Below are 19,246 nucleotides of genomic sequence, written 5' to 3'. Positions count from 1 at the left end.
AAGGCCTATATCAAATGGGAATGCCAGGATGCGTGATCATGCCAAATCCGAATTTCCAGACGTGGGGTTGCTCAATCAACAGACTGGCGGGTTCATCTTCGTCGACAGTGTGGTTTGCCAAGGCACGACGTTCACGATCATGTTCCCGGTTCTTGAGACTACGACCCCTAAAGTTGCCGAACCCGTGAAAACTGTGGAAATTGCCGAACCAAAACATGGCGATGGTGTCATTCTTCTGGTTGAAGATGAAGCACCGGTGCGCGCCTTCGCCAGTCGCGCCTTGCGGTTGCGCGGCTACACAGTTCTCGAAGCAGATTCGGCGGAAGCGGCTTTGAAAACGCTCGAAGATCGCAGCCTGAACGTTGATCTCTTTGTGACGGATGTCGTCATGCCGGGCAAAGATGGGCCCAGTTGGGTCCGCGAAGCGCTCATGGACAGGCCACAAGTGCGCGTCGTCTTTGTTTCCGGATATACCGAAGACAAGTTGAACGATCACCAGGACAAAATTCCGAATTCAGTGTTCTTACCCAAACCGTTTTCGCTCAACGATCTCGCCGAAACGGTTCATAAACAACTTCATTGAGCCAGAGTTCAAGCCGCCGGTATTGCATCGTACAATGCGAATTCGTGGTCGAACTTACGGCGAAACCGTTTTTCCACATCCAGCGACAAGGAAACGGCCAAGTCCGGCGAGGCATTTTCCCGCTCGAGTTCAAACTCAATACCAAGCCGGTTTGACAAAAAACTTTGTAGCCGGGGTTGATCTTCGTAGCGAAAAAGATGGGTGACCCCGGTACCGTTTGGTTGCCGTTCCAAAAACTTGAACTGGCTGCCTACATCAGCAAAATCGGGCTTCTGACCTTTCATATAGGCGGTAACGAAGTCATCGAAACTGATGCCATGCGTCGCGTTGGCTTTGCCTTTCATGAAAGGACGTTGACGATAGCGCCACCAACTCCCAAGCCAGCTTATCGGTTCGCGCATGACTGCCATAAGCTCGAGTTCGACGTCACAGACATTTAGAAACATAGGCCTGATAAAACGATTATACCGATAAACTGGCGCATGTTTGAGCAATGCGGGCTCGGAGATGACCATATCCGCATGGGACCGAAGCGCCGTTTCATATGCAGTCGTCCCGGTCTTCGGGACAGACAGAAAAGCCAGATTTGCTTTGTAAAAGATCAACATCTGGCCTGCTTTACCCGTTTATTGAAGCTGTTGCCATAGTCGTAAACCACTCCTTAACCCTCTGCCACAAAAGATGGATGCATAGAAATAGATTGAAATGTTCTCTTTTTGATCTCATAAGGAACACAAGAAGAACATCGAAGCAGCTCCGGCAATGATTGCCGCCCCGCAACGGGTATGACACAAGGGACAAAATCAATGGCAACGGCAGACCTTTTGACCATGACAAACAAGAAATCGGCAGACAAACAAAAAGCGCTCGACAGTGCTCTGGCGCAGATCGAACGTCAATTCGGCAAAGGCTCCATCATGAAGCTGGGGACCGAGGGCGCAATCCAGGACATCAAGGCCAGTTCGACGGGGTCATTGGGTCTTGATATCGCGCTTGGCATTGGTGGGCTGCCGATGGGCCGCATCATTGAGATCTATGGTCCTGAATCGTCGGGTAAAACGACGCTGACGCTGCATTGCGTTGCCGAACAACAAAAGGCTGGCGGCGTGTGCGCTTTCGTGGATGCGGAACACGCGCTGGATCCGCAATACGCCAAAAAGCTTGGCGTAGACATTGATGAGTTGCTGATCTCTCAACCTGACAACGGCGAGCAGGCCTTGGAAATCACCGACACTTTGGTGCGCTCTGGTGCCGTGAACATGGTTGTCGTCGATTCGGTGGCGGCACTGACGCCAAAATCCGAGTTGGAGGGCGATATGGGCGATGCGAGTGTCGGCGTTCAGGCGCGCTTGATGAGCCAGGCCATGCGCAAGTTGACGGGGTCGATCAGTCGGTCGAACTGCATGGTCATTTTCATCAACCAGATCCGGATGAAAATCGGCGTCATGTTCGGCTCACCCGAAACGACAACAGGAGGCAACGCGTTGAAGTTCTATTCGTCCGTGCGCCTCGATATCCGCCGCATCGGGTCGCTCAAGGATCGCGACGAAGTGGTTGGAAATGCCACCCGCGTCAAGGTCGTCAAGAACAAGGTGGCCCCGCCATTCAAACAAGTTGAATTCGACATCATGTACGGTGAAGGCATCTCGAAGATGGGTGAGCTTCTTGATCTGGGCGTGAAGGCGGGCATCGTTGAGAAATCAGGGAGTTGGTTCAGCTATGGCGATGAGCGTGTTGGGCAAGGTCGCGAAAACGCGAAGGCTTTTCTAAAGGAAAACGCTCATATCGCCTATGAGATTGAAGATAAGATACGCGCGTCCCATGGGCTCGATTTCGATGCGCCAATGCCTGATAAATCTGGCGAAGACGACATACTCGAAGTGTAAAATGAAGAACCCGGTCGCAAATTGTTGCGGCAGCAAAACGGAATATAAGGGGCGCTGCAATGGCGCCCTTTTTTTGTCGGGATGCACCTGTTCTTGTTAACGGCCTTCTCAACCAGTGAAGTTCCAGGGCATGGGTGGCGAAAGGTCGCCAGATATGATCCTTTGAGCGGATTGAGACTTTTAGCAGCAAGGCCGCACAATTGTGGTCAGGAGATAATCGAATGCCAGCACTTTGGATCGCACATGTGACCGTTACGGATGAGGAAGCCTACAAGAAATATGCCGCAGGCGCCACGCAAGCCATTGCCGCGCACGGGGGCCATTTCATCGCGCGGGGAGGGCATTTTGTTCAGTTGGAGGGCAAAGAACGCCCGCGCAATGTGGTTGCCCGGTTCCCGGATGTCGCGACCGCCGAGGCATGTTATCACTCAGACGCCTATCAGGCGGCCTTGGAACACGCCCGCGGCGCGTCTGAGCGCGAATTGTTGATCGTCGAAACGACGGAATAACATTTCTTTCGGCCTGAAATATCCCGGGGGTCTGGGGGCTTGGCCCCAGTCCATTCAGTTCAAATACTGAAAAACCTCAAGAGGCGCGCGACATGCGTTTGCGTTCATGGGGATCCAGATAGCGTTTGCGCAGACGGATTGCGTTGGGCGTCACTTCCACCAATTCGTCATCGTCGATATAGGCAATCGCCTCTTCGAGTGACATGGTGATCGGCGTCGTCAAACGTACGGCTTCGTCTGTTCCGGAAGCGCGGACGTTGGTCAGTTTCTTGCCTTTGAGCGGGTTCACTTCTAAATCATTGTTACGGCTGTGCTCGCCGATGATCATGCCGGTATAGACGTCCGCCTGAGAACCGATGAACATACGCCCCCGTTCTTCGAGGTTCCATAAAGCAAAGGCAACAGACTGCCCGTTTTCCATCGAAATCAGAACACCCGCGCGACGCCCGGGAATGGGGCCTTTGTGCGGGGCCCATTCGTGGAACACCCGGTTCAGAACACCGGTGCCGCGTGTGTCGGTCAGAAACTCGCCGTGATAGCCAATCAATCCGCGCGAAGGCACATGAGCCACGATGCGGGTCTTGCCTGCGCCGGCTGGTTTCATCTCGACCAACTCGCCCTTGCGTGCCCCGGTGATTTTTTCGATCACGGCTCCGGAATATTCATCGTCCACGTCGATTGTGGCTTCTTCGATGGGTTCATGGCGCACGCCGTCGATGTCCCGAAACAGAACCTGCGGACGGCTGATACTGAGCTCGAACCCCTCGCGGCGCATATTTTCGATCAAAACGCCCATTTGCAATTCGCCGCGTCCTGCAACTTCGAAGGCGTCGCCACCGGGGGTGTCGCTTATCTTGATCGCGACATTGCTTTCGGCTTCTTTCATCAACCGGTCACGGATGACGCGCGATTGCACTTTCTTGCCGTCCCGTCCTGCCAATGGTGAATCGTTGATCCCAAAAGTGACGGTGATGGTGGGCGGATCGATCGGTTGTGCTGGCAACCCTTCGGTGACGGACGGCGCGACGATGCTGTCCGCCACGGTCGCCTTGGACATGCCCGCCAGCGAGACGATATCGCCCGCTTCGGCATATTCGATGGGTTGCTGGCCGAGGCCGCGGAAGGCAAGGATTTTAGTACAGCGGAAATTTTCGATCAATGTGCCGTCCAACGACAGAGCTTTGATTGTTTCGCCTGCCTTCAACCGGCCCGATTCGACGCGACCCGTGAGGATACGACCGATGAACGGGTCTGCCCCGAGAGTGGTCGCCAGCATGCGGAAAGGCTCGTCGATTGCGGCAAGCTGCGAGGGTGCCGGTACGTGGCTCACGACCAGGTCAAACAACGCGCTCAAGTCTTTGCGCGGTCCGTCCAACTCCATATCGGCCCAGCCGTTGCGGCCGGAGGCGTACATGGAGGGAAAATCCAGTTGCTCGTCATCTGCACCAAGGTTCGCAAAGAGGTCAAAGCACTCATCAAGGGCGCGGTCGGGTTCGGCGTCGGGTTTGTCGACCTTGTTCAGCACAACAATCGGGCGCAGACCCAAGGCAAGTGCCTTCGAGGTCACGAACTTTGTCTGGGGCATTGGCCCTTCTGCGGCGTCCACAAGCAGCACGACGCCGTCTACCATCGACAGGATCCGCTCAACCTCGCCGCCGAAATCGGCGTGGCCGGGGGTATCAACGATATTGATCCGCGTACCTTTCCATTCGACCGATGTCGCCTTGGCCAGAATGGTGATCCCGCGCTCGCGCTCAAGATCGTTGCTGTCCATGGCCCGTTCAGTCGTGGCCTGGTTTTCGCGGTAGGTGCCCGATTGCTTGAGCAATTCGTCCACAAGCGTCGTTTTGCCGTGGTCGACGTGAGCGATGATAGCGATGTTGCGCAGATCCATGAAATGCCTCTTTGAACATGTAGGGCGCATGACCGCGCACTCTTTATTTTCCGCGCGCATATCCTGCCGCGCCGCAGAAAGAAAGGGCTAGTGTGTCGCGGCGTTCGAGAAGAGCTGTATGACAACTATTCCTGAAATGATCATTCCAAGTCCCAACAAAGCGGGACCATCGAGCCGTTGACCAAAAACCGCAAAGCCGATCAGGGCAATCAGGACAATGCCCAAACCTGACCAGATCGCATAAGCGATGCCGACGGGGATGTATTTCAAAACGACCCCCAAAAAATAGAAAGCAACAGCATAGGCCACAACGACCAGCACGGAAGGCCAGAATTTGGTGAACTGGTTGCTGGCCTGCAATGCCGTTGTGCCAACGGTTTCTGCCGCAACGGCAATTACCAGGTACAAATAGTGAAGTGGCATGGTTGTGATCCTTACAATGGCAGCGCGGTGCTGTCCTTGATCTCTTCCATCACAAAGCTTGCGGCCACGTCCGCGATCGGAACCTGATGGATGAGGTGTTGGTACAGGGCATCATAGCCCGCCATGTCCTTTACACGCGCCCTGATCAGGTAGTCCAGATCGCCCGTCATGCGATAAGCGCTGAGAATTCCGGGAATGGTGCGCATGGCCCGGTTGAACCTGACCTGCCAGTCTGGATCATGGCTATGGGTTCGGATTTGCATAAAGACCATCAGCCCGAGATCTGCTGCCATCGGATCGACCAGGGCAACGCGGCCTGTGATAATCCCGGCCTCGTCCAGCGCGCGCACGCGCCGCCAGCAGGCATTGCGGCTGAGCCCAACCTTGTCGCCTAGGGATTCCAGGGATTGGCCGGAATCACGTTGCAATTCGTTGAGGATTCGGCTGTCTATTTGGTCAATTTTCTCCATATATGAGAAATATCTGAGAAATCATCACAAAACAATGCGCAGAATTCGAGTGGTTTGGGAACAAAGACGCAAGAAAGTCGGGCATTTAGAGATCAGGTCGACAGGAGCTTTTCATGATCAATCGCGTCTTTCTTTCTCACCCGCGCACCGTAGACGAAACATACCTTGAACACGCCGCCTTTGCGGGCGGGTTCGCGTTGCGTTTGTTTCTGGCAGGCGGGGCTGCCCTGATCCATGCCATTATCCCGTGTCTGTTTGAAAAAACGGCCAGTGGGATGATTGCAAAGATGTACGCGAAAACGCACAACCGCGGGTCATGAAATCACGTAAATTCAGGTCTGGGTGCGGGTTTTTTTGACGCACCGGCCCTCGCGCCTGAGCAGTCCGCGCTGCAAATCCAAATCAAAAGCCACCACTCACATCGGATTTGCCTGCGTTGTCTACGTCGGTTCGTTTTTCAAATGCATCGAACGTAACTGACGGCTGCGAGCCCGAGGCCCAGCAGCCCCGCCTCGGGGTCCACTGAATGTATGTATGGCCTGCGTTACCCCGGCAAGGCGCGGTTCAGGTTCTCATCGATCTTTTCCAGGAACCCCATCGTTGTTAACCATCGCTGGTTCGGCCCCACCAACAGCGCGAGGTCCTTGGTCATGAAGCCTGACTCGACCGTATCAACAACGACCTTTTCTAACGTTGTTACAAATTTCATCAACGCCGCATTGTCATCCAGCTTGGCACGGTGTTTCAAGCCTCCGGTCCAAGCATAGATCGACGCGATAGAGTTGGTTGATGTTGCCTGACCTGCTTGATGTTGCCGGTAGTGGCGCGTTACGGTTCCGTGCGCGGCCTCGGCCTCCACGATCTTTCCGTCTGGGGTCATCAACTGGCTTGCCATCATGCCGAGCGAGCCAAAGCCCTGTGCCACGGTATCGGATTGCACGTCGCCATCGTAGTTCTTGCAGGCCCAGACAAATCCCCCGTTCCATTTCATGGCGCAGGCGACCATGTCATCGATCAACCGGTGCTGATATTCGATGCCCTTGGCGTCAAATGCCTCCTTGAACTCTGCGTCGAAGATTTCCTGAAACAGTTCGAGAAAACGCCCGTCATATTGTTTCAAAATCGTGTTCTTGGTCGACAGGTATACCGGCCAGCCAAGGTTCAGTCCGTAGTTCAACGACGCGCGTGCAAAGTCTCGGATCGAGGCATCAAGATTATACATCCCCATGAAGACCCCGGAGGAGGGCGCGTCGAACACCTCTCGTTCATCGACGGTGCCGTCTTCGCCGACAAATTTCATCGTCAGCTTGCCTGGACCGGAGAATTTCATGTCGGTCGCTTTGTACTGATCGCCAAAGGCGTGGCGTCCGATCACGATGGGTTTGGTCCAGCCCGGCACGAGGCGCGGGACGTTCTTGCAGATGATCGGCTGCCGAAACACAACGCCGCCCAAGATGTTGCGGATCGTGCCATTGGGGCTGCGCCACATTTTCTTGAGCCCGAATTCTTCGACCCGCGCCTCGTCCGGCGTGATTGTGGCGCATTTGACTGCGACGCCGATTTCTTTGGTTTTTTCGGCTGCATCAATGGTGATCTGGTCATTGGTGTCGTCGCGCGACTCCATGCTCAGATCGTAGTAAAGCAGATCGATGTCGAGATAGGGAGTTATGAGTTTTTTCTTGATAAAATCCCAGATGATCCGGGTCATTTCATCGCCGTCCATTTCGACAATGGGGTTTTCCACCTTGATTTTGGTCATGCGGGGATCCTTGTTTGCGGCTGGGAATTGCCCGTGCTGTAACCTGTCTACGGCAGCTTGGGAAGGTGGTATGCGATGGTATACCAAACTTGTTGGATCTGACTGTCCAAAACTTATGCAAGGATTGGTCAGGCCGAGCAAAGACGGATCAGACGCTAAAAATATAGGCACCTGACGCATCGTAGTATGCGATGCTTGCCGGGCGTCAGGCAGGGATTATGCCTGTTCGAAAAAGGCCGAAATGCGGGCTTTGGCATAGTGCCACAGTCCGGGCGCTCCGCGCTCGATCTTGGTGCCGACACGTGCGGCGATCATGTCTTCGGTCACGTCGTATTCTGTCCAACTGCCACCGCCGGAGGCGAGGTTGAGCATGGGCGGCTGAAATCGGTCAAGGGCCTTGGCGAATTGGGCTGTGGACGTTTCGGCGGCTTCGAACTCTTCCCAGATGGGGCGCAGGTTTTCGGCGATATCTTCGGGCAGCAGGCCAAATATGCGATCCGCTGCGATCGTTTCCTGGGCTGCCATTGCGGCCACATCGACGTTGCCAAAAATGGGATTGTCGCCCGCGTCAATCTCGACCAGGTCGTGCAGTATGAGCATTTTCAGGACGCGATTGATGTCAACATCCGGCCCGGCTTGATCGGCCAGTACCAGGGCATAGAGTGTCAGATGCCAGGAATGCTCTGCGCTGTTTTCGCGGCGGCTGCCATCCGCGAGTGTCGTGGCGCGCAAGACGGACTTGAGTTTGTCAGCCTCATTCAGAAAGGCGATCTGTTGATCAAGCCGTGTCACGTATCAGGCTGTGCCGCGCGATGCGCCTTGAGTTTCTGCGCAAGAAAACGCCGGGCGGCGTCGTTTGCCATGCGGGTGCGCACGGCCGTCAGGAACGCTTCTTCGAGGGTTTGCGACGATGCGCCGAGCACATTGCCAACCTTCATGAACAACCGGTCATCGCCCACCTCGCCTTGAACGGCGAGGCATTCTTCGGCCAGCTTGTTTGCCATCTCGAGGACTACGGAGTCAGACATCAGCGCGAGGTCTCTGTCAGGCGCCGTTTGACGTAGTCGTTGGTGTGCTCGATCAGCGTATCCATATACGGTTCTTCGAAGAAGTGTCCGGCCCCTTCGATCTGGGTATGGGTGATCGTGATGCCCTTTTGCTCGTGCAATTTGCTGACCAACAGTTCGGTATCGGCGGGCGGCGCAACGCGGTCGGCGGTTCCGTTGATCACCAGACCGGACGAGGGGCAGGGTGCCAGGAACGAAAAGTCATACATGTTTGCGGGCGGCGCGACCGAGATGAACCCCGTGATCTCGGGGCGGCGCATCAAAAGCTGCATGCCGATCCACGCTCCGAAGGAGAACCCGGCAACCCAGCAATGCTTGGAGTTGTTGTTCATCGATTGGAGGTAATCGAGCGCTGAGGCCGCATCCGACAACTCGCCGATACCCTGATCGTATTCACCCTGGCTGCGCCCGACCCCACGGAAATTGAACCGCAATACGGTAAAGCCCATGTTGTAGAACGCATAATGCAACCTGTGCACCACCTTGTGGTTCATCGTGCCACCGAACTGGGGGTGGGGATGGAGCACGATGGCGATCGGGGCGTCACGTTCTTTTTGTGGGTGATAGCGGCCTTCGAGGCGGCCTTCGGGTCCAGGAAAAATGACCTCGGGCATAAGTATGTGTGTCCTCACGCGTTTTTATTTTTGTCAGATCCGAATTCTTGACGAAATTAATCGGATACCTTAGAACGGTTCTAAATAACGCGTCGCAAGAGCGCGTCAGGTTGTGTTTGACAGGCTTGCCGCCTGTTTCGTTTGATCAGGTACTGACACCTGTTTGGCTAGGGATGTATGGCGTCTGGGCTGCGACGTCAATTGGGGGCGTGTTGCGATGAAACTTTCGACCAAGGGAAGATATGCGATGGTCGCCTTGAGCGATATTGCCTTGCAGCCTGCCGGCAGCCTAGTGAGCCTCGGGGATATTGCGACGCGACAGGACATTTCGCTGCCTTACCTTGAACAGCTGTTTGTCAAATTGCGCAGGGCAGATCTGGTCACGTCGGTTCGGGGCCCGGGTGGTGGCTACCGTTTGTCGCGGTCGGCCTCGGACATTCGTGTGTCCGATATTTTGACAGCTGTCGATGAGAAGGTCGATGCAATGCACAAGGGGGCTGGGGCCTCCGGTGGCGCATCGGGATCACGGGCGCAGTCGCTGACCAATCGGTTGTGGGAGGGGTTGAGTGCGCATGTCTATGTGTTTTTGCATCAGACCAGGTTGTCGGACGTGATCGGGAATGAATTGGCACCCTGTCCAGCAGTGCCAAACTTGTTTGCGGTGGTTGATGATGGGTGAATGTGGAAGGGGGCGCTGCCCCCGCGGCTGCGCCGCTCCCCCGGAGTTTATCTGGCAAGATGAAGGCCGGATCCAATGAGCCGGATCTATCTGGATCACAATGCGACCACGCCGCTGCGCGCGGCCGCGCGTGCGGCGATGCTTGCGGCGATGGATGTTGTTGGAAATCCATCGTCGGTGCATGCCGAAGGACGCGCTGCCAAGGCCATTGTGGAGCGTGCACGTGCACAGATTTCGGACGCGCTGGGGGCGGCGGGGGCGGATATCGTATTCACGTCAAGTGCAACGGAAGCGGCCGCCTTGGCCTGTGCCGGGCGGGGGTTTCGCGGGGCAGCGATCGAGCATGACGCCGTCCTGAGCTGGATTGATCCGTCGCTGTCAGTGTCGAGTGATGGAATGGTTGTGCCGGAGGAGCCGCATATGAGCGCTCTGCAATTGGCCAATTCCGAAACCGGGGTGCTACAAGATGTGCCGGACCGGCTTGCGCTGAGCGATCTGACGCAGGGATTTGGCAAGGTGCCTTTCGGGTTCGACTGGTTGGGCTGCGACATGGGTTTGATCTCGGCCCACAAGTTGGGCGGGCCCAAAGGTGTGGGCGCATTGGTTTTGAAACGTGGTTTGGACGTCGCGCCGCGGATCATTGGAGGGGGGCAGGAAATGGGTCGCCGCTCGGGTACGGAAAATGTCATAGGGATCGCCGGTTTTGGGGCCGCAGCAGAGGCCACCGCCCGTGATTTGGCGGGTGGGCGTTGGGATGAGGTTGCCAAACTTAGAAATATTCTAGAAAACGCCCTTGAGGCTGCGTCAAATACAACTATTTTTGTCGGGAAAGGTTCAAGACGTCTTCCCAACACGTCTTGTTTCGCCACACCCGGATGGAAAGGCGAGACGCAGGTGATGCGGATGGACCTGGCTGGGTTTGCGATTTCGGCAGGGTCTGCCTGCTCGTCCGGCAAGGTCAAGTCCAGCACCGTTCTGGAGGCTATGGGTTTGGGGGGCGTTGCGGCCAATGCGGTCCGGGTTTCCTTGGGGTTGGAGACGACGGAAGACGATGTCATGCGCTTTGCCGAAGTTTGGGCGCAAAAACTGAAGAAACACGAAGCGCGGGCGGCTTGAGCCGCGATTTTTCGAGAGGAATGACGGATATGGACAATGTCGTAGGCGATGTAATGGTCAAGGATGGTGTCGATCAAGAGACTGTCGACGCTGTACGTGAAGTCGGTGGCGCCTATAAACACGGGTGGTCGACCGATATCGAAATGGAATACGCGCCCAAGGGTCTGTCTCCGGATATCGTCAAGCTGATCTCGGAAAAGAACGAAGAACCTGAATGGATGCTGGAGTGGCGTTTGGCCGCCTACGAGCGCTGGCTGCAAAAGGAAGAGCCGAAATGGGCGATGGTCGATTATCCCGAAATCGACTTTCAGGACCAGTATTACTATGCCCGTCCCAAATCGATGGAGGTCAAGCCCAAGTCGCTGGACGAGGTCGATCCCAAGCTGTTGGAAACCTATGCGAAACTTGGCATTCCGCTGAAGGAACAGATGATCCTGGCCGGTGTTGAAGGTGCTGAGGATCTGACGGACGCGCCGCGCAAGGTGGCTGTGGACGCCGTATTTGATTCCGTTTCCGTTGGCACGACGTTCAAGGATGAACTGGCCAAGGCCGGGGTTATCTTTTGTTCGATTTCCGAGGCGATCAAAGATCATCCCGACCTGGTCAAGAAATACCTCGGCTCGGTCGTGCCGGTGTCTGACAACTATTATGCGACGCTGAATTCGGCGGTGTTTTCGGATGGATCTTTTGTTTATGTTCCGCCGGGGGTCCGTTGCCCGATGGAATTGTCGACCTATTTCCGCATCAACGCCGAGAACACCGGCCAGTTTGAGCGGACGCTGATCATTGCGGACAAGGGATCTTACGTATCCTATCTTGAGGGGTGTACCGCGCCCCAGCGTGACATCGCACAACTGCACGCCGCCGTGGTCGAGATCATCATCGAGGAAGACGCGGAGGTGAAATACTCCACCGTGCAGAACTGGTATCCCGGCGACGAGAACGGCAAGGGCGGTATCTATAACTTCGTGACCAAACGTGCCGATTGCCGCGGCGACCGCGCCAAGGTGATGTGGACGCAGGTGGAAACCGGCAGTGCCGTGACATGGAAATACCCGTCCTGCATTTTGCGCGGGGACGACAGTCAGGGCGAGTTCTACTCCATCGCCATCGCCAACAATATGCAGCAGGCCGATACCGGCACCAAAATGATCCATTTGGGCAAGAACACCAAATCACGGATCGTCTCCAAGGGCATCAGTGCCGGCAAGGCGCAAAATACTTATCGTGGCCTTGTGTCCATGCACCCCAAGGCCAAGGAATCGCGCAACTATACCCAATGTGACAGTTTGCTGATCGGTGACAAATGTGGAGCGCATACGGTGCCGTATATCGAGGTCAAGAACAACTCGAGCCGGGTCGAGCACGAGGCGACAACCTCCAAGGTGGATGATGACCAGCTGTTCTATTGCCGCTCGCGGGGCATGGACGAAGAGGAAGCCGTGGCGCTGGTCGTCAACGGGTTCTGCAAGGACGTCTTGCAGGCTTTGCCAATGGAATTCGCCATGGAAGCGCAGCAATTGGTCGCAATCTCCTTGGAAGGCTCGGTGGGCTGATCCTTGGCACGGCGTGAGAACAACGGCACGGCTGGCGTTTTGACACGCTGGTCTGGCGCAAGCGTGGCAACGCGCATGAGTGCGGCGGTCTGTTTGGGCTTGTATTCAGCATGATGGTGGCCCCGACATTCGCGGTTGCCTTCACGATCGGAGGCGCATTGTTTTTTGGTGCTGCAGCGGTGATCCTGATCATGACAAGGATCACGGCAGGGTCGAAAAATGACGACGTGCCATCAACGTCGTCCGCGACACAGGCGCAGAAGCGATGAGTGGTTTGGCCATGCAAGTTGTTCAGCGATCGAAGATCAAACAGCGTACGGCGTTTGATGGGGATGGCTCACAGCGAGCTGGTTTGGCATGTGCCATGACGGTTCTCGGCGGGATGTTCGCTGCGGCGGCGCTCGGGTCGGGCGCGCTGAGTGCGCTTTGGATTTGCTTTACGATGGTGATGCTGGCGGTTGGCGTCGGATCACCCATCCAGCCGTCGTGGGCGCAAGCCATGCAGGAGAACGCAGAATGATTATGACCACCACAAATTCCGTCGAAGGCCGAAAGATTACTGAGTATCGCGGCATCGTCGTGGGCGAGGCGATCATGGGGGCCAATGTGGTACGTGATTTCTTTGCCGGCGTCACCGATATCATCGGTGGGCGTTCGGGGGCCTACGAGTCGAAGTTGCAGGATGCGCGCGACACCGCGATGCAGGAATTGGAAGACCGCGCCATCCAGGCCGGGGCCAATGCCGTGGTGGGTATTGACCTCGACTATGAGGTTGTGGGCGACAGTATGTTGATGGTCAGTGCATCGGGCACCGCCGTTGTTTTGGGATAACTCACCCTCTTGGGTGTACGGAAATAGGGAAGAAAAAATGCTCACGATCAAAGATTTGCACGTCAAACTTGAAGAAGAAGACAAGGAAATCCTCAAAGGTGTGAACCTTGAAGTGGAAGCGGGCAAGGTGCACGCGATCATGGGCCCGAACGGGTCCGGCAAGTCGACACTGTCTTACGTTTTGTCCGGGAAGGACGGCTACGAGGTGACCAGCGGCACAGCGATGCTCGAAGGGCAAGATTTGCTGGAGATGGAGCCCGAGGAGCGGGCCGCCGCAGGCCTGTTTCTGGCGTTCCAGTATCCGGTTGAAATCCCCGGTGTTGGCAATATGACGTTCCTGCGCACCGCTGTGAACGCGCAGCGCAAGGCACGCGGCGAAGAGGAAATGAGCGCCGCCGAGTTCCTGAAGGTCGTGCGCGCCCGCGCCAAGGAACTGAAGATTGACGCCGACATGCTGAAACGACCCGTCAACGTTGGTTTCTCCGGCGGCGAGAAAAAACGTAATGAAATTTTGCAGATGGCCATGCTCGAGCCGAAGATGTGCATTCTGGACGAGACGGACTCGGGCCTTGATGTGGATGCGATGAAGCTGGTGGCCGAGGGCGTGAATGCGCTGCGCAATGCGGGTCGTGGCTTTCTCGTGATCACGCACTACCAGCGGCTTCTGGATCATATCAGACCCGATGTGGTGCATATCATGGCCGATGGTCGGATCGTGAAAACCGGTGGCCCCGAACTGGCGCTGGAAGTTGAAAACAACGGCTATACCGACATTCTCGCAGAGGTGGCGTAATGGCGGCCCCGGCAGAAAAACTGGACGCGACAGAGGCGCGGATCGCAGCACTTGATCTGCCGCAGGGCGGTTGGGCGGACGCGGCGCGGGCCGACGCGCTTGCGCGGCTGCGCGCCATGGGCCTTCCGGCCCGGCGTGACGAATACTGGCGCTTTACCCGCCCCGATCTCCTGACGCAGGTCGAAACACCTGCGGCGGCCGTGGTCGTCAGCGATGAAGCCCCGGTCTTTTCGGAAATTGATGCGCTGCGGATTGTATTCAATGACGGCGTTTTTGACCCCGAAGCCTCTGATCCGTTGGCGATGGACTATCTGAAGATTGATCGCCTGGCCGAAGCCAAAACCGATATTCACTGGGCCAAGTCCCTTTACGGGCAACTTGAAACCAATGGGCAAACGCCCGTTGCGCGGCCTTTGGGAACGCTGAATACTGCCTTTGCCACCGATGGTATTCTGATCCACGTGACTGGTAAGGCACCACGACCCATCAATCTGGTGTATAATCACCGGATCGAAACCTCGGAGGCGATCCTGCACCATGTGATCAAGCTGGATCCGGGCGCGGATTTGACCGTTCTTGAAACCGGTCCGGCGGCGGCGCGTTTCAACAAGGTGATGGAAGTGGACGTGGCCGACACAGCCGCCTTCCACCACGTGCGTGCGCAGGGGCGCGATCATGAACGGCATGCGGCGACCCATATCTTTGCCCGGCTGGGCACGGAAAGTACTTTCAAATCTTTCACACTGACTGTGAACGGGCGGCTGACGCGCAATGATTGCGTGATCGAGTTGACCGGCGACGATGCCATCGCGCATGTCGCCGGCGCATGCGTCGGGGACGGCGATTTTCACCACGACGATACCGTGTTCATCACCCATGATGCGCAACGCTGCGAAAGTCGGCAGGTGTTCAAGAAGGTGCTGCGCAACGGAGCCGTGGGCGTCTTTCAGGGCAAGATTCTGGTCAAGGCCGGGGCGCAAAAGACCGATGGTTATCAGATCAGCCAATCGCTCCTGCTGGACGGAGACAGCCAGTTTCTCGCCAAGCCCGAGTTGGAGATTTATGCCGACGACGTGATCTGTTCGCACGGCAGCACCTCCGGCGCGATTGACGAAGAAGCGCTGTTTTATCTGCGCTCGCGCGGCTTGCCTTCCGATATCGCCACGGATTTGCTGACGCTGGCCTTTCTGGCTGAAGCGGTCGAGGAAATCGAAGATGAAGGGCTTCGGGGCGCATTGGTCGAACAGCTGGAAGGCTGGTTGGAGCGGCACCGGGGCTAAAGATGGCCATTACCCGCAATATCGTCGCGACCTATCGCGGCCCGGGTCGGGTTGTCCGGCGACTTTTGGCGCTTGGACCAAGAGAAGACCGCGCGCTGGCCTATCTGATGGGGGCGTGCGTGCTGATCTTTATCGCGCAATTGCCGAGGCTGGCGCGCGAAGCCCACCTGACCGGGCAGGAGCTGAACATGCTGATGGGCGCGACGCTCATGGCATGGGTGTTTATCGCGCCCTTGCTTTTGTACACGATTGCCCTGTTGGCGCGTGGTGTCGGCCGGATCTTGCGCGGGCAAGGCACGGCTTATGGCGCGCGTCTGGCATTGTTCTGGGCACTTTTGGCCTCTACACCGCTGATCTTGTTGCATGGGCTCACGGCAGGTTTTGTCGGGCCTGGCATAGAATTGCAGGCGGTCGGGGTGCTGTGGTGCGCATGTTTTTTCTGGTTTTGGATAAGTGGCAGTATCGCACAGGAGCGTGGTGAATGAATTTCTGGGCACAAATGGCTGTCGACACCGTGCGCGACCCGCAAGGGGCGGCGCAAAAGATCATGGGCTGGCAGATTGGCCGGGCCGAGCTTTACATGGCGCTGATCGCCGTTTCGGCGATCAATGCCTTTCTGGCCGGCGCATCGAGTGCCTTGTCGCCGATGCCCACCGATCCCGCGACAATCGAGGCGATGCCGATGCTGGCGCTGATGAGCCGACCGCTGATGTTGTTCGTTCTCATCGCCGGCGGGTTGTTTTTGACAGTGCATGGCCTCTTTTGGGCGGGACGTGCGATGGGCGGACAGGGTGCGCTGACGGACATGCTGGCACTGTTGACCTGGCTGCAGGCCTTGCGTGCGGTTGCTCAGGCAGGGGTCTTGTTGCTGTCTTTGGCGGTGCCTCTTCTGGGCGGGTTGGTTGCTTTGGCCGTTGCGATTGTGGGATTTTGGCTCTTGCTGAACTTTATCAGCGCGGCGTTGCGGTTTGGGTCGCTGCTAAAGGCGTTCGGTGTATTGGTCGCGGTTTCGACCGCGCTGTTCATAGGATTGATGATGCTCGTAACCTTGACGGGCGCGACGGTTGGAGGACTGCCAAATGTATGATGTCGAGGCGATCCGGGCCGATTTCCCCATCCTGTCACGCGAGGTGAATGGCAAACCGTTGGTCTACCTCGACAACGGGGCGTCCGCGCAAAAGCCGCAGGTGGTGATTGATGCGATAAATACCGCCTACAGTTATGAATATGCAAATGTTCACAGGGGTTTGCACTACTTAAGTAATCTTGCGACTGACAATTACGAAAGCGTGCGGGGCAAGGTTGCACGGTTTCTCAACGCAGGCTCCGAAGACGAAATCATCTTTAACTCCGGCACCACCGAGGGCATCAATATGGTGGCTTATGCTTGGGCGATGCCCCGCATGGAAGCCGGTGACGAGATCATCCTGTCGGTGATGGAGCATCACGCGAATATCGTGCCTTGGCATTTTTTGCGCGAGCGGCAGGGCGTGGTCCTGAAATGGGTGGACGTGGACAGCACCGGTGCGCTGGACCCGCAAGCCGTTCTGGATGCAATCACCCCCCGGACCAAGCTGATCGCGGTGACCCATATGTCCAACGTGCTGGGCACCAAAGTCGACGTGAAGTCGATTTGTGCAGGCGCTCATGCGCTCGGTGTACCAGTGCTTGTGGACGGCAGCCAGTCGGCGGTGCACATGCCGGTGGATGTGCAGGACCTCGACGCAGATTTCTTTGCCATCACGGGTCACAAACTCTACGGCCCGTCCGGATCAGGCGCGATCTATGTCAAATCCGAGCGGATGGCCGAAATGCGCCCCTTTCTGGGGGGCGGTGACATGATCAAGGAAGTGACCAAGGCCGGTGTGGTCTATAATGATGCGCCGATGAAGATTGAGGCGGGCACCCCCGGGATCGTTCAGACGATCGGTCTGGGTGTGGCGCTGGATTATATGATGGGCCATGGCATGACCGCGATTGCGGCCCATGAGAACAGTCTGCGCGATTATACGGTCGAACGGCTCGGTGGCCTGAACTGGTTGCAGGTGCAAGGGACGACCGCTGACAAGGGCGCGATCTTTTCCTTTACACTGGACGGGGCAGGGCATGCCCATGATATTTCGACCATTCTCGACAAAAAGGGCGTCGCGGTACGGGCCGGGCAACATTGCGTCGGGCCCTTGATGGAGCATATGGGTTTGAATGCCACCTGTCGTGCGTCCTTTGGGATGTACAATACCAAAGGTGAGGTGGATGCACTTGTTGATGCATTGGAACTCGCCCATGAGCTTTTCGGCTGAAGGGAAGTCGGGTGCACCACAGGTGCTCCTTACAGGCGATTTCTACACGTCCCGTAAGTGGCAGGCGTCCCGCACCATAGTTACGATTTGCAATTGCGGGCCGGACAAGGCCCCGATATACCGCCCCCAGATGGACCGTTAGCTCAGCTGGATAGAGCGCTGCCCTCCGAAGGCAGAGGCCAGAGGTTCGAATCCTCTACGGTCCGCCAGCAAAATGCGTATTGCATTTTTTAGATCGTTTTTGGCAGGCTAAAAATACCTTCCTATCACTTTACCCACCGCCCGGTATTGGCGTGGGTCTTTGTCGTTTCCCGCTGCGTGCGACCGTCAATTCCGGCCGATCTACAGCATTCTCTGATTGACTTGCGAGATATCCAGCAGCCTTAAAAAAGTTGCCAACACTCTCGCGAAGATCACAGAGAGCAGATCTCTGCAATTGCGTTGCTCATGGCAGCAAAGAATGCGCTCCGATACCGCGCAGGTGGGCTTTGAGTTTACGATGGCAGGAGAAAGGACTAAAAGGACCAGCAGTGCCCTGCTTGCCATTACCTTTCGGACGACCTTGGGGCGCAGCTCTCTCCTCATCGGTCCGCCGGAAGCCAAGCCCCCACCAAGCGTCGGCGGCTGACGCAAGCTTTAAACGCAACGCTGCCGCCCGCCCGCTTAAACCTTCTTCATAATATCATTGAAATCTTGCACGAAGCGCGTTTGGCAAAGATGCTGACATGATCCATCCTCCCAAGAAAGATGAATCACAAAATCAAAGCTAGGGGAATCTCTGGCGATTCAGGTTATCAGCAGGCTGCTTCAGGCGCTCCAAGCGTACAAGTCTGGCTGAATAGAATGCACGCTTGCTGGCAGGCATATCAAGTCAGGCAGGGTGGGCCCGATTGATGCCCAGTCACGCCGAGGGGGTAAGGGGTCGATATCGAATGGGTGCGGGGGGAGTTGTGGCCGCATATCCAATAGTCGGACCTTTCACTGGCGGGACATACACTTTCGATGCTTCCAAATTTTATATTTGTAAATTGCCTGATCCGAAAAATGCATGTGCGTCCGGCGTCTATGCGTCGAGGCAGATCATCGTGAAATCTGAACTGCGAGCGTGTGGTCCAGCATTGCTTACTGCGTTGCCCCGCCCCGCAGGGATAATAACAGTCTTCAATGAGGAGGCTTTAACCACGTTTTGCTTTTCCTATGTTTCGCGTATCGCGATCGCCGTTGTGCAAATACACCCATTTATCCGGGCTTCAAGTCGCTTGACGACATGGGTACGCTTCATCTGCCCGAGTAACCGGTACTCATAATCAGTTTCATTTGTAACATAACATGCTACCCAAGGAGCGGCATCAAACTGCGGCAGGTCCAAATCGCGAGGCGCTTGATCTTTGGGATGCTGTGAAAAATACTAGGCAGCGGACTCATAAAACTCGATCCACAGCCTGACGGATGCCAGTTTGATCATCGACAGGAAATTGCGTGATGT

22 protein-coding genes and 1 tRNA gene are annotated in these 19,246 nt (G+C 56.3%); 15 read left to right on the top strand and 8 right to left on the bottom strand.

What is annotated here, in order from left to right; genetic code table 11:
* Positions 1-583: response regulator (locus LC354_RS20305; protein ID WP_223427267.1), on the top strand; the 583-nt coding region annotated here is incomplete at its 5' end.
* 8 nt (positions 584-591) lie between these two features.
* Here LC354_RS20305 and LC354_RS20300 read toward each other — a convergent pair.
* Positions 592-1,191, bottom strand: coding sequence for a gamma-glutamyl kinase (locus LC354_RS20300; RefSeq protein WP_223427266.1), 600 nt, complete (start codon positions 1,189-1,191; stop codon positions 592-594).
* A 198-nt stretch (positions 1,192-1,389) separates the two neighbouring features.
* Between LC354_RS20300 and recA the strand changes: the two genes are divergently transcribed.
* Both recA and LC354_RS20290 read left to right on the top strand, forming a co-directional pair.
* Positions 1,390-2,469 (top strand): recombinase RecA, encoded by a 1,080-nt coding sequence (gene recA / locus LC354_RS20295; RefSeq protein WP_223427264.1) that lies wholly within the window; start codon positions 1,390-1,392, stop codon positions 2,467-2,469.
* 221 nt (positions 2,470-2,690) lie between these two features.
* Positions 2,691-2,978: a DUF1330 domain-containing protein gene (locus tag LC354_RS20290; protein ID WP_223427262.1), complete on the top strand. Its 288-nt coding sequence runs from the start codon at positions 2,691-2,693 to the stop codon at positions 2,976-2,978.
* A 76-nt stretch (positions 2,979-3,054) separates the two neighbouring features.
* Here LC354_RS20290 and typA read toward each other — a convergent pair whose 3' ends face one another.
* From typA to LC354_RS20275, 3 genes are all read right to left on the bottom strand, one after another.
* Positions 3,055-4,872: a translational GTPase TypA gene (gene typA / locus LC354_RS20285; protein ID WP_223427260.1), complete on the bottom strand. Its 1,818-nt coding sequence runs from the start codon at positions 4,870-4,872 to the stop codon at positions 3,055-3,057.
* 87 nt (positions 4,873-4,959) lie between these two features.
* Positions 4,960-5,295 carry a DMT family transporter gene (locus tag LC354_RS20280; protein WP_223427253.1) on the bottom strand — a complete coding sequence of 112 codons (336 nt, stop codon included), beginning with the start codon at positions 5,293-5,295 and terminating at the stop codon, positions 4,960-4,962.
* Between the two features lie 11 nt (positions 5,296-5,306).
* Entirely contained in the window at positions 5,307-5,765 is a 459-nt protein-coding gene (locus LC354_RS20275) for an Lrp/AsnC family transcriptional regulator (protein ID WP_223427251.1), read from the bottom strand.
* A gap of 113 nt (positions 5,766-5,878) precedes the next feature.
* Here LC354_RS20275 and LC354_RS20270 point away from each other — a divergent pair, with 113 nt between their 5' ends.
* Entirely contained in the window at positions 5,879-6,085 is a 207-nt protein-coding gene (locus LC354_RS20270) for a DUF6356 family protein (RefSeq protein ID WP_223427249.1), read from the top strand.
* Between the two features lie 224 nt (positions 6,086-6,309).
* On the opposite strand, the gene LC354_RS20265 is transcribed toward LC354_RS20270, so the two are convergent.
* The 4 genes from LC354_RS20265 to LC354_RS20250 all read right to left on the bottom strand — a co-directional run bounded on the left by LC354_RS20265 (position 6,310) and on the right by LC354_RS20250 (position 9,205).
* Complete coding sequence (locus LC354_RS20265; protein ID WP_223427247.1) at positions 6,310-7,524, bottom strand: NADP-dependent isocitrate dehydrogenase; 1,215 nt, start codon at positions 7,522-7,524, stop codon at positions 6,310-6,312.
* 216 nt (positions 7,525-7,740) lie between these two features.
* Positions 7,741-8,316, bottom strand: a complete 576-nt coding sequence (locus LC354_RS20260) for an HD domain-containing protein (RefSeq protein ID WP_223427246.1) — start codon at positions 8,314-8,316, stop codon at positions 7,741-7,743.
* Positions 8,313-8,552, bottom strand: coding sequence for a hypothetical protein (locus tag LC354_RS20255; RefSeq protein WP_223427244.1), 240 nt, complete (start codon positions 8,550-8,552; stop codon positions 8,313-8,315). Before LC354_RS20255 ends, LC354_RS20260 begins: the two co-directional genes overlap by 4 nt.
* The gene (locus tag LC354_RS20250; protein WP_223427242.1) at positions 8,552-9,205 is read right to left on the bottom strand and encodes an alpha/beta hydrolase; all 654 of its coding nucleotides are present in this window, start codon (positions 9,203-9,205) and stop codon (positions 8,552-8,554) included. Before LC354_RS20250 ends, LC354_RS20255 begins: the two co-directional genes overlap by 1 nt.
* 217 nt (positions 9,206-9,422) lie before the next feature.
* Between LC354_RS20250 and LC354_RS20245 the strand changes: the two genes are divergently transcribed.
* From LC354_RS20245 to LC354_RS20195, 11 genes are all read left to right on the top strand, one after another.
* On the top strand, positions 9,423-9,884 hold the full coding sequence (locus LC354_RS20245; RefSeq protein WP_223427240.1) for a Fe-S cluster assembly transcriptional regulator IscR: 462 nt from the start codon (positions 9,423-9,425) through the stop codon (positions 9,882-9,884).
* A gap of 75 nt (positions 9,885-9,959) precedes the next feature.
* Complete coding sequence (locus LC354_RS20240) at positions 9,960-11,000, top strand: cysteine desulfurase family protein (RefSeq protein WP_223427239.1); 1,041 nt, start codon at positions 9,960-9,962, stop codon at positions 10,998-11,000.
* 29 nt (positions 11,001-11,029) lie between these two features.
* The gene (gene sufB / locus LC354_RS20235) at positions 11,030-12,556 is read left to right on the top strand and encodes a Fe-S cluster assembly protein SufB (RefSeq protein ID WP_399203997.1); all 1,527 of its coding nucleotides are present in this window, start codon (positions 11,030-11,032) and stop codon (positions 12,554-12,556) included.
* Between the two features lie 364 nt (positions 12,557-12,920).
* Positions 12,921-13,076 (top strand): hypothetical protein, encoded by a 156-nt coding sequence (locus LC354_RS20230; RefSeq protein ID WP_223427237.1) that lies wholly within the window; start codon positions 12,921-12,923, stop codon positions 13,074-13,076.
* Positions 13,073-13,387: a heavy metal-binding domain-containing protein gene (locus LC354_RS20225; RefSeq protein ID WP_223427236.1), complete on the top strand. Its 315-nt coding sequence runs from the start codon at positions 13,073-13,075 to the stop codon at positions 13,385-13,387. Before LC354_RS20230 ends, LC354_RS20225 begins: the two co-directional genes overlap by 4 nt.
* Positions 13,388-13,424: 37 nt before the next feature.
* Positions 13,425-14,180: a Fe-S cluster assembly ATPase SufC gene (sufC, locus tag LC354_RS20220; RefSeq protein WP_223427235.1), complete on the top strand. Its 756-nt coding sequence runs from the start codon at positions 13,425-13,427 to the stop codon at positions 14,178-14,180.
* Positions 14,180-15,460: a SufB/SufD family protein gene (locus tag LC354_RS20215; protein WP_223427234.1), complete on the top strand. Its 1,281-nt coding sequence runs from the start codon at positions 14,180-14,182 to the stop codon at positions 15,458-15,460. The genes sufC and LC354_RS20215 overlap by 1 nt, the downstream gene beginning before the upstream one ends.
* A gap of 2 nt (positions 15,461-15,462) precedes the next feature.
* Positions 15,463-15,945, top strand: a complete 483-nt coding sequence (locus tag LC354_RS20210) for a YIP1 family protein (protein ID WP_223427233.1) — start codon at positions 15,463-15,465, stop codon at positions 15,943-15,945.
* Entirely contained in the window at positions 15,942-16,547 is a 606-nt protein-coding gene (locus LC354_RS20205; RefSeq protein ID WP_223427232.1) for a Yip1 family protein, read from the top strand. The genes LC354_RS20210 and LC354_RS20205 overlap by 4 nt, the downstream gene beginning before the upstream one ends.
* Positions 16,540-17,760 carry a cysteine desulfurase gene (locus LC354_RS20200; RefSeq protein ID WP_223427230.1) on the top strand — a complete coding sequence of 407 codons (1,221 nt, stop codon included), beginning with the start codon at positions 16,540-16,542 and terminating at the stop codon, positions 17,758-17,760. The genes LC354_RS20205 and LC354_RS20200 overlap by 8 nt, the downstream gene beginning before the upstream one ends.
* 132 nt (positions 17,761-17,892) lie before the next feature.
* Positions 17,893-17,969: transfer RNA gene (locus tag LC354_RS20195), tRNA-Arg, on the top strand.
* Positions 17,970-19,246: the final 1,277 nt, after the last annotated feature.

Source organism: Tateyamaria pelophila, assembly GCF_019966495.1.
In the GTDB taxonomy this organism is placed as follows: domain Bacteria; phylum Pseudomonadota; class Alphaproteobacteria; order Rhodobacterales; family Rhodobacteraceae; genus Tateyamaria; species Tateyamaria pelophila.
The sequence above is the reverse complement of the archived record's forward strand: the minus strand, read 5'-3'. Positions and strand labels throughout refer to the sequence as shown.

Bases quoted from the DNA above. Each gene is read 5' to 3' on its own strand.
- LC354_RS20300 (WP_223427266.1), bottom strand. From the start codon at position 1,191: ATGTTGATCTTTTACAAAGCAAATCTGGCTTTTCTGTCTGTCCCGAAG.
- recA (WP_223427264.1), top strand. From the start codon at position 1,390: ATGGCAACGGCAGACCTTTTGACCATGACAAACAAGAAATCGGCAGAC.
- LC354_RS20290 (WP_223427262.1), top strand. From the start codon at position 2,691: ATGCCAGCACTTTGGATCGCACATGTGACCGTTACGGATGAGGAAGCC.
- typA (WP_223427260.1), bottom strand. From the start codon at position 4,872: ATGGATCTGCGCAACATCGCTATCATCGCTCACGTCGACCACGGCAAA.
- LC354_RS20280 (WP_223427253.1), bottom strand. From the start codon at position 5,295: ATGCCACTTCACTATTTGTACCTGGTAATTGCCGTTGCGGCAGAAACC.
- LC354_RS20275 (WP_223427251.1), bottom strand. From the start codon at position 5,765: ATGGAGAAAATTGACCAAATAGACAGCCGAATCCTCAACGAATTGCAA.
- LC354_RS20270 (WP_223427249.1), top strand. From the start codon at position 5,879: ATGATCAATCGCGTCTTTCTTTCTCACCCGCGCACCGTAGACGAAACA.
- LC354_RS20265 (WP_223427247.1), bottom strand. From the start codon at position 7,524: ATGACCAAAATCAAGGTGGAAAACCCCATTGTCGAAATGGACGGCGAT.
- LC354_RS20255 (WP_223427244.1), bottom strand. From the start codon at position 8,552: ATGTCTGACTCCGTAGTCCTCGAGATGGCAAACAAGCTGGCCGAAGAA.
- LC354_RS20250 (WP_223427242.1), bottom strand. From the start codon at position 9,205: ATGCCCGAGGTCATTTTTCCTGGACCCGAAGGCCGCCTCGAAGGCCGC.
- LC354_RS20245 (WP_223427240.1), top strand. From the start codon at position 9,423: ATGAAACTTTCGACCAAGGGAAGATATGCGATGGTCGCCTTGAGCGAT.
- LC354_RS20240 (WP_223427239.1), top strand. From the start codon at position 9,960: ATGAGCCGGATCTATCTGGATCACAATGCGACCACGCCGCTGCGCGCG.
- sufB (WP_399203997.1), top strand. From the start codon at position 11,030: ATGGACAATGTCGTAGGCGATGTAATGGTCAAGGATGGTGTCGATCAA.
- LC354_RS20230 (WP_223427237.1), top strand. From the start codon at position 12,921: ATGACGGTTCTCGGCGGGATGTTCGCTGCGGCGGCGCTCGGGTCGGGC.
- LC354_RS20225 (WP_223427236.1), top strand. From the start codon at position 13,073: ATGATTATGACCACCACAAATTCCGTCGAAGGCCGAAAGATTACTGAG.
- sufC (WP_223427235.1), top strand. From the start codon at position 13,425: ATGCTCACGATCAAAGATTTGCACGTCAAACTTGAAGAAGAAGACAAG.
- LC354_RS20215 (WP_223427234.1), top strand. From the start codon at position 14,180: ATGGCGGCCCCGGCAGAAAAACTGGACGCGACAGAGGCGCGGATCGCA.
- LC354_RS20210 (WP_223427233.1), top strand. From the start codon at position 15,463: ATGGCCATTACCCGCAATATCGTCGCGACCTATCGCGGCCCGGGTCGG.
- LC354_RS20205 (WP_223427232.1), top strand. From the start codon at position 15,942: ATGAATTTCTGGGCACAAATGGCTGTCGACACCGTGCGCGACCCGCAA.
- LC354_RS20200 (WP_223427230.1), top strand. From the start codon at position 16,540: ATGTATGATGTCGAGGCGATCCGGGCCGATTTCCCCATCCTGTCACGC.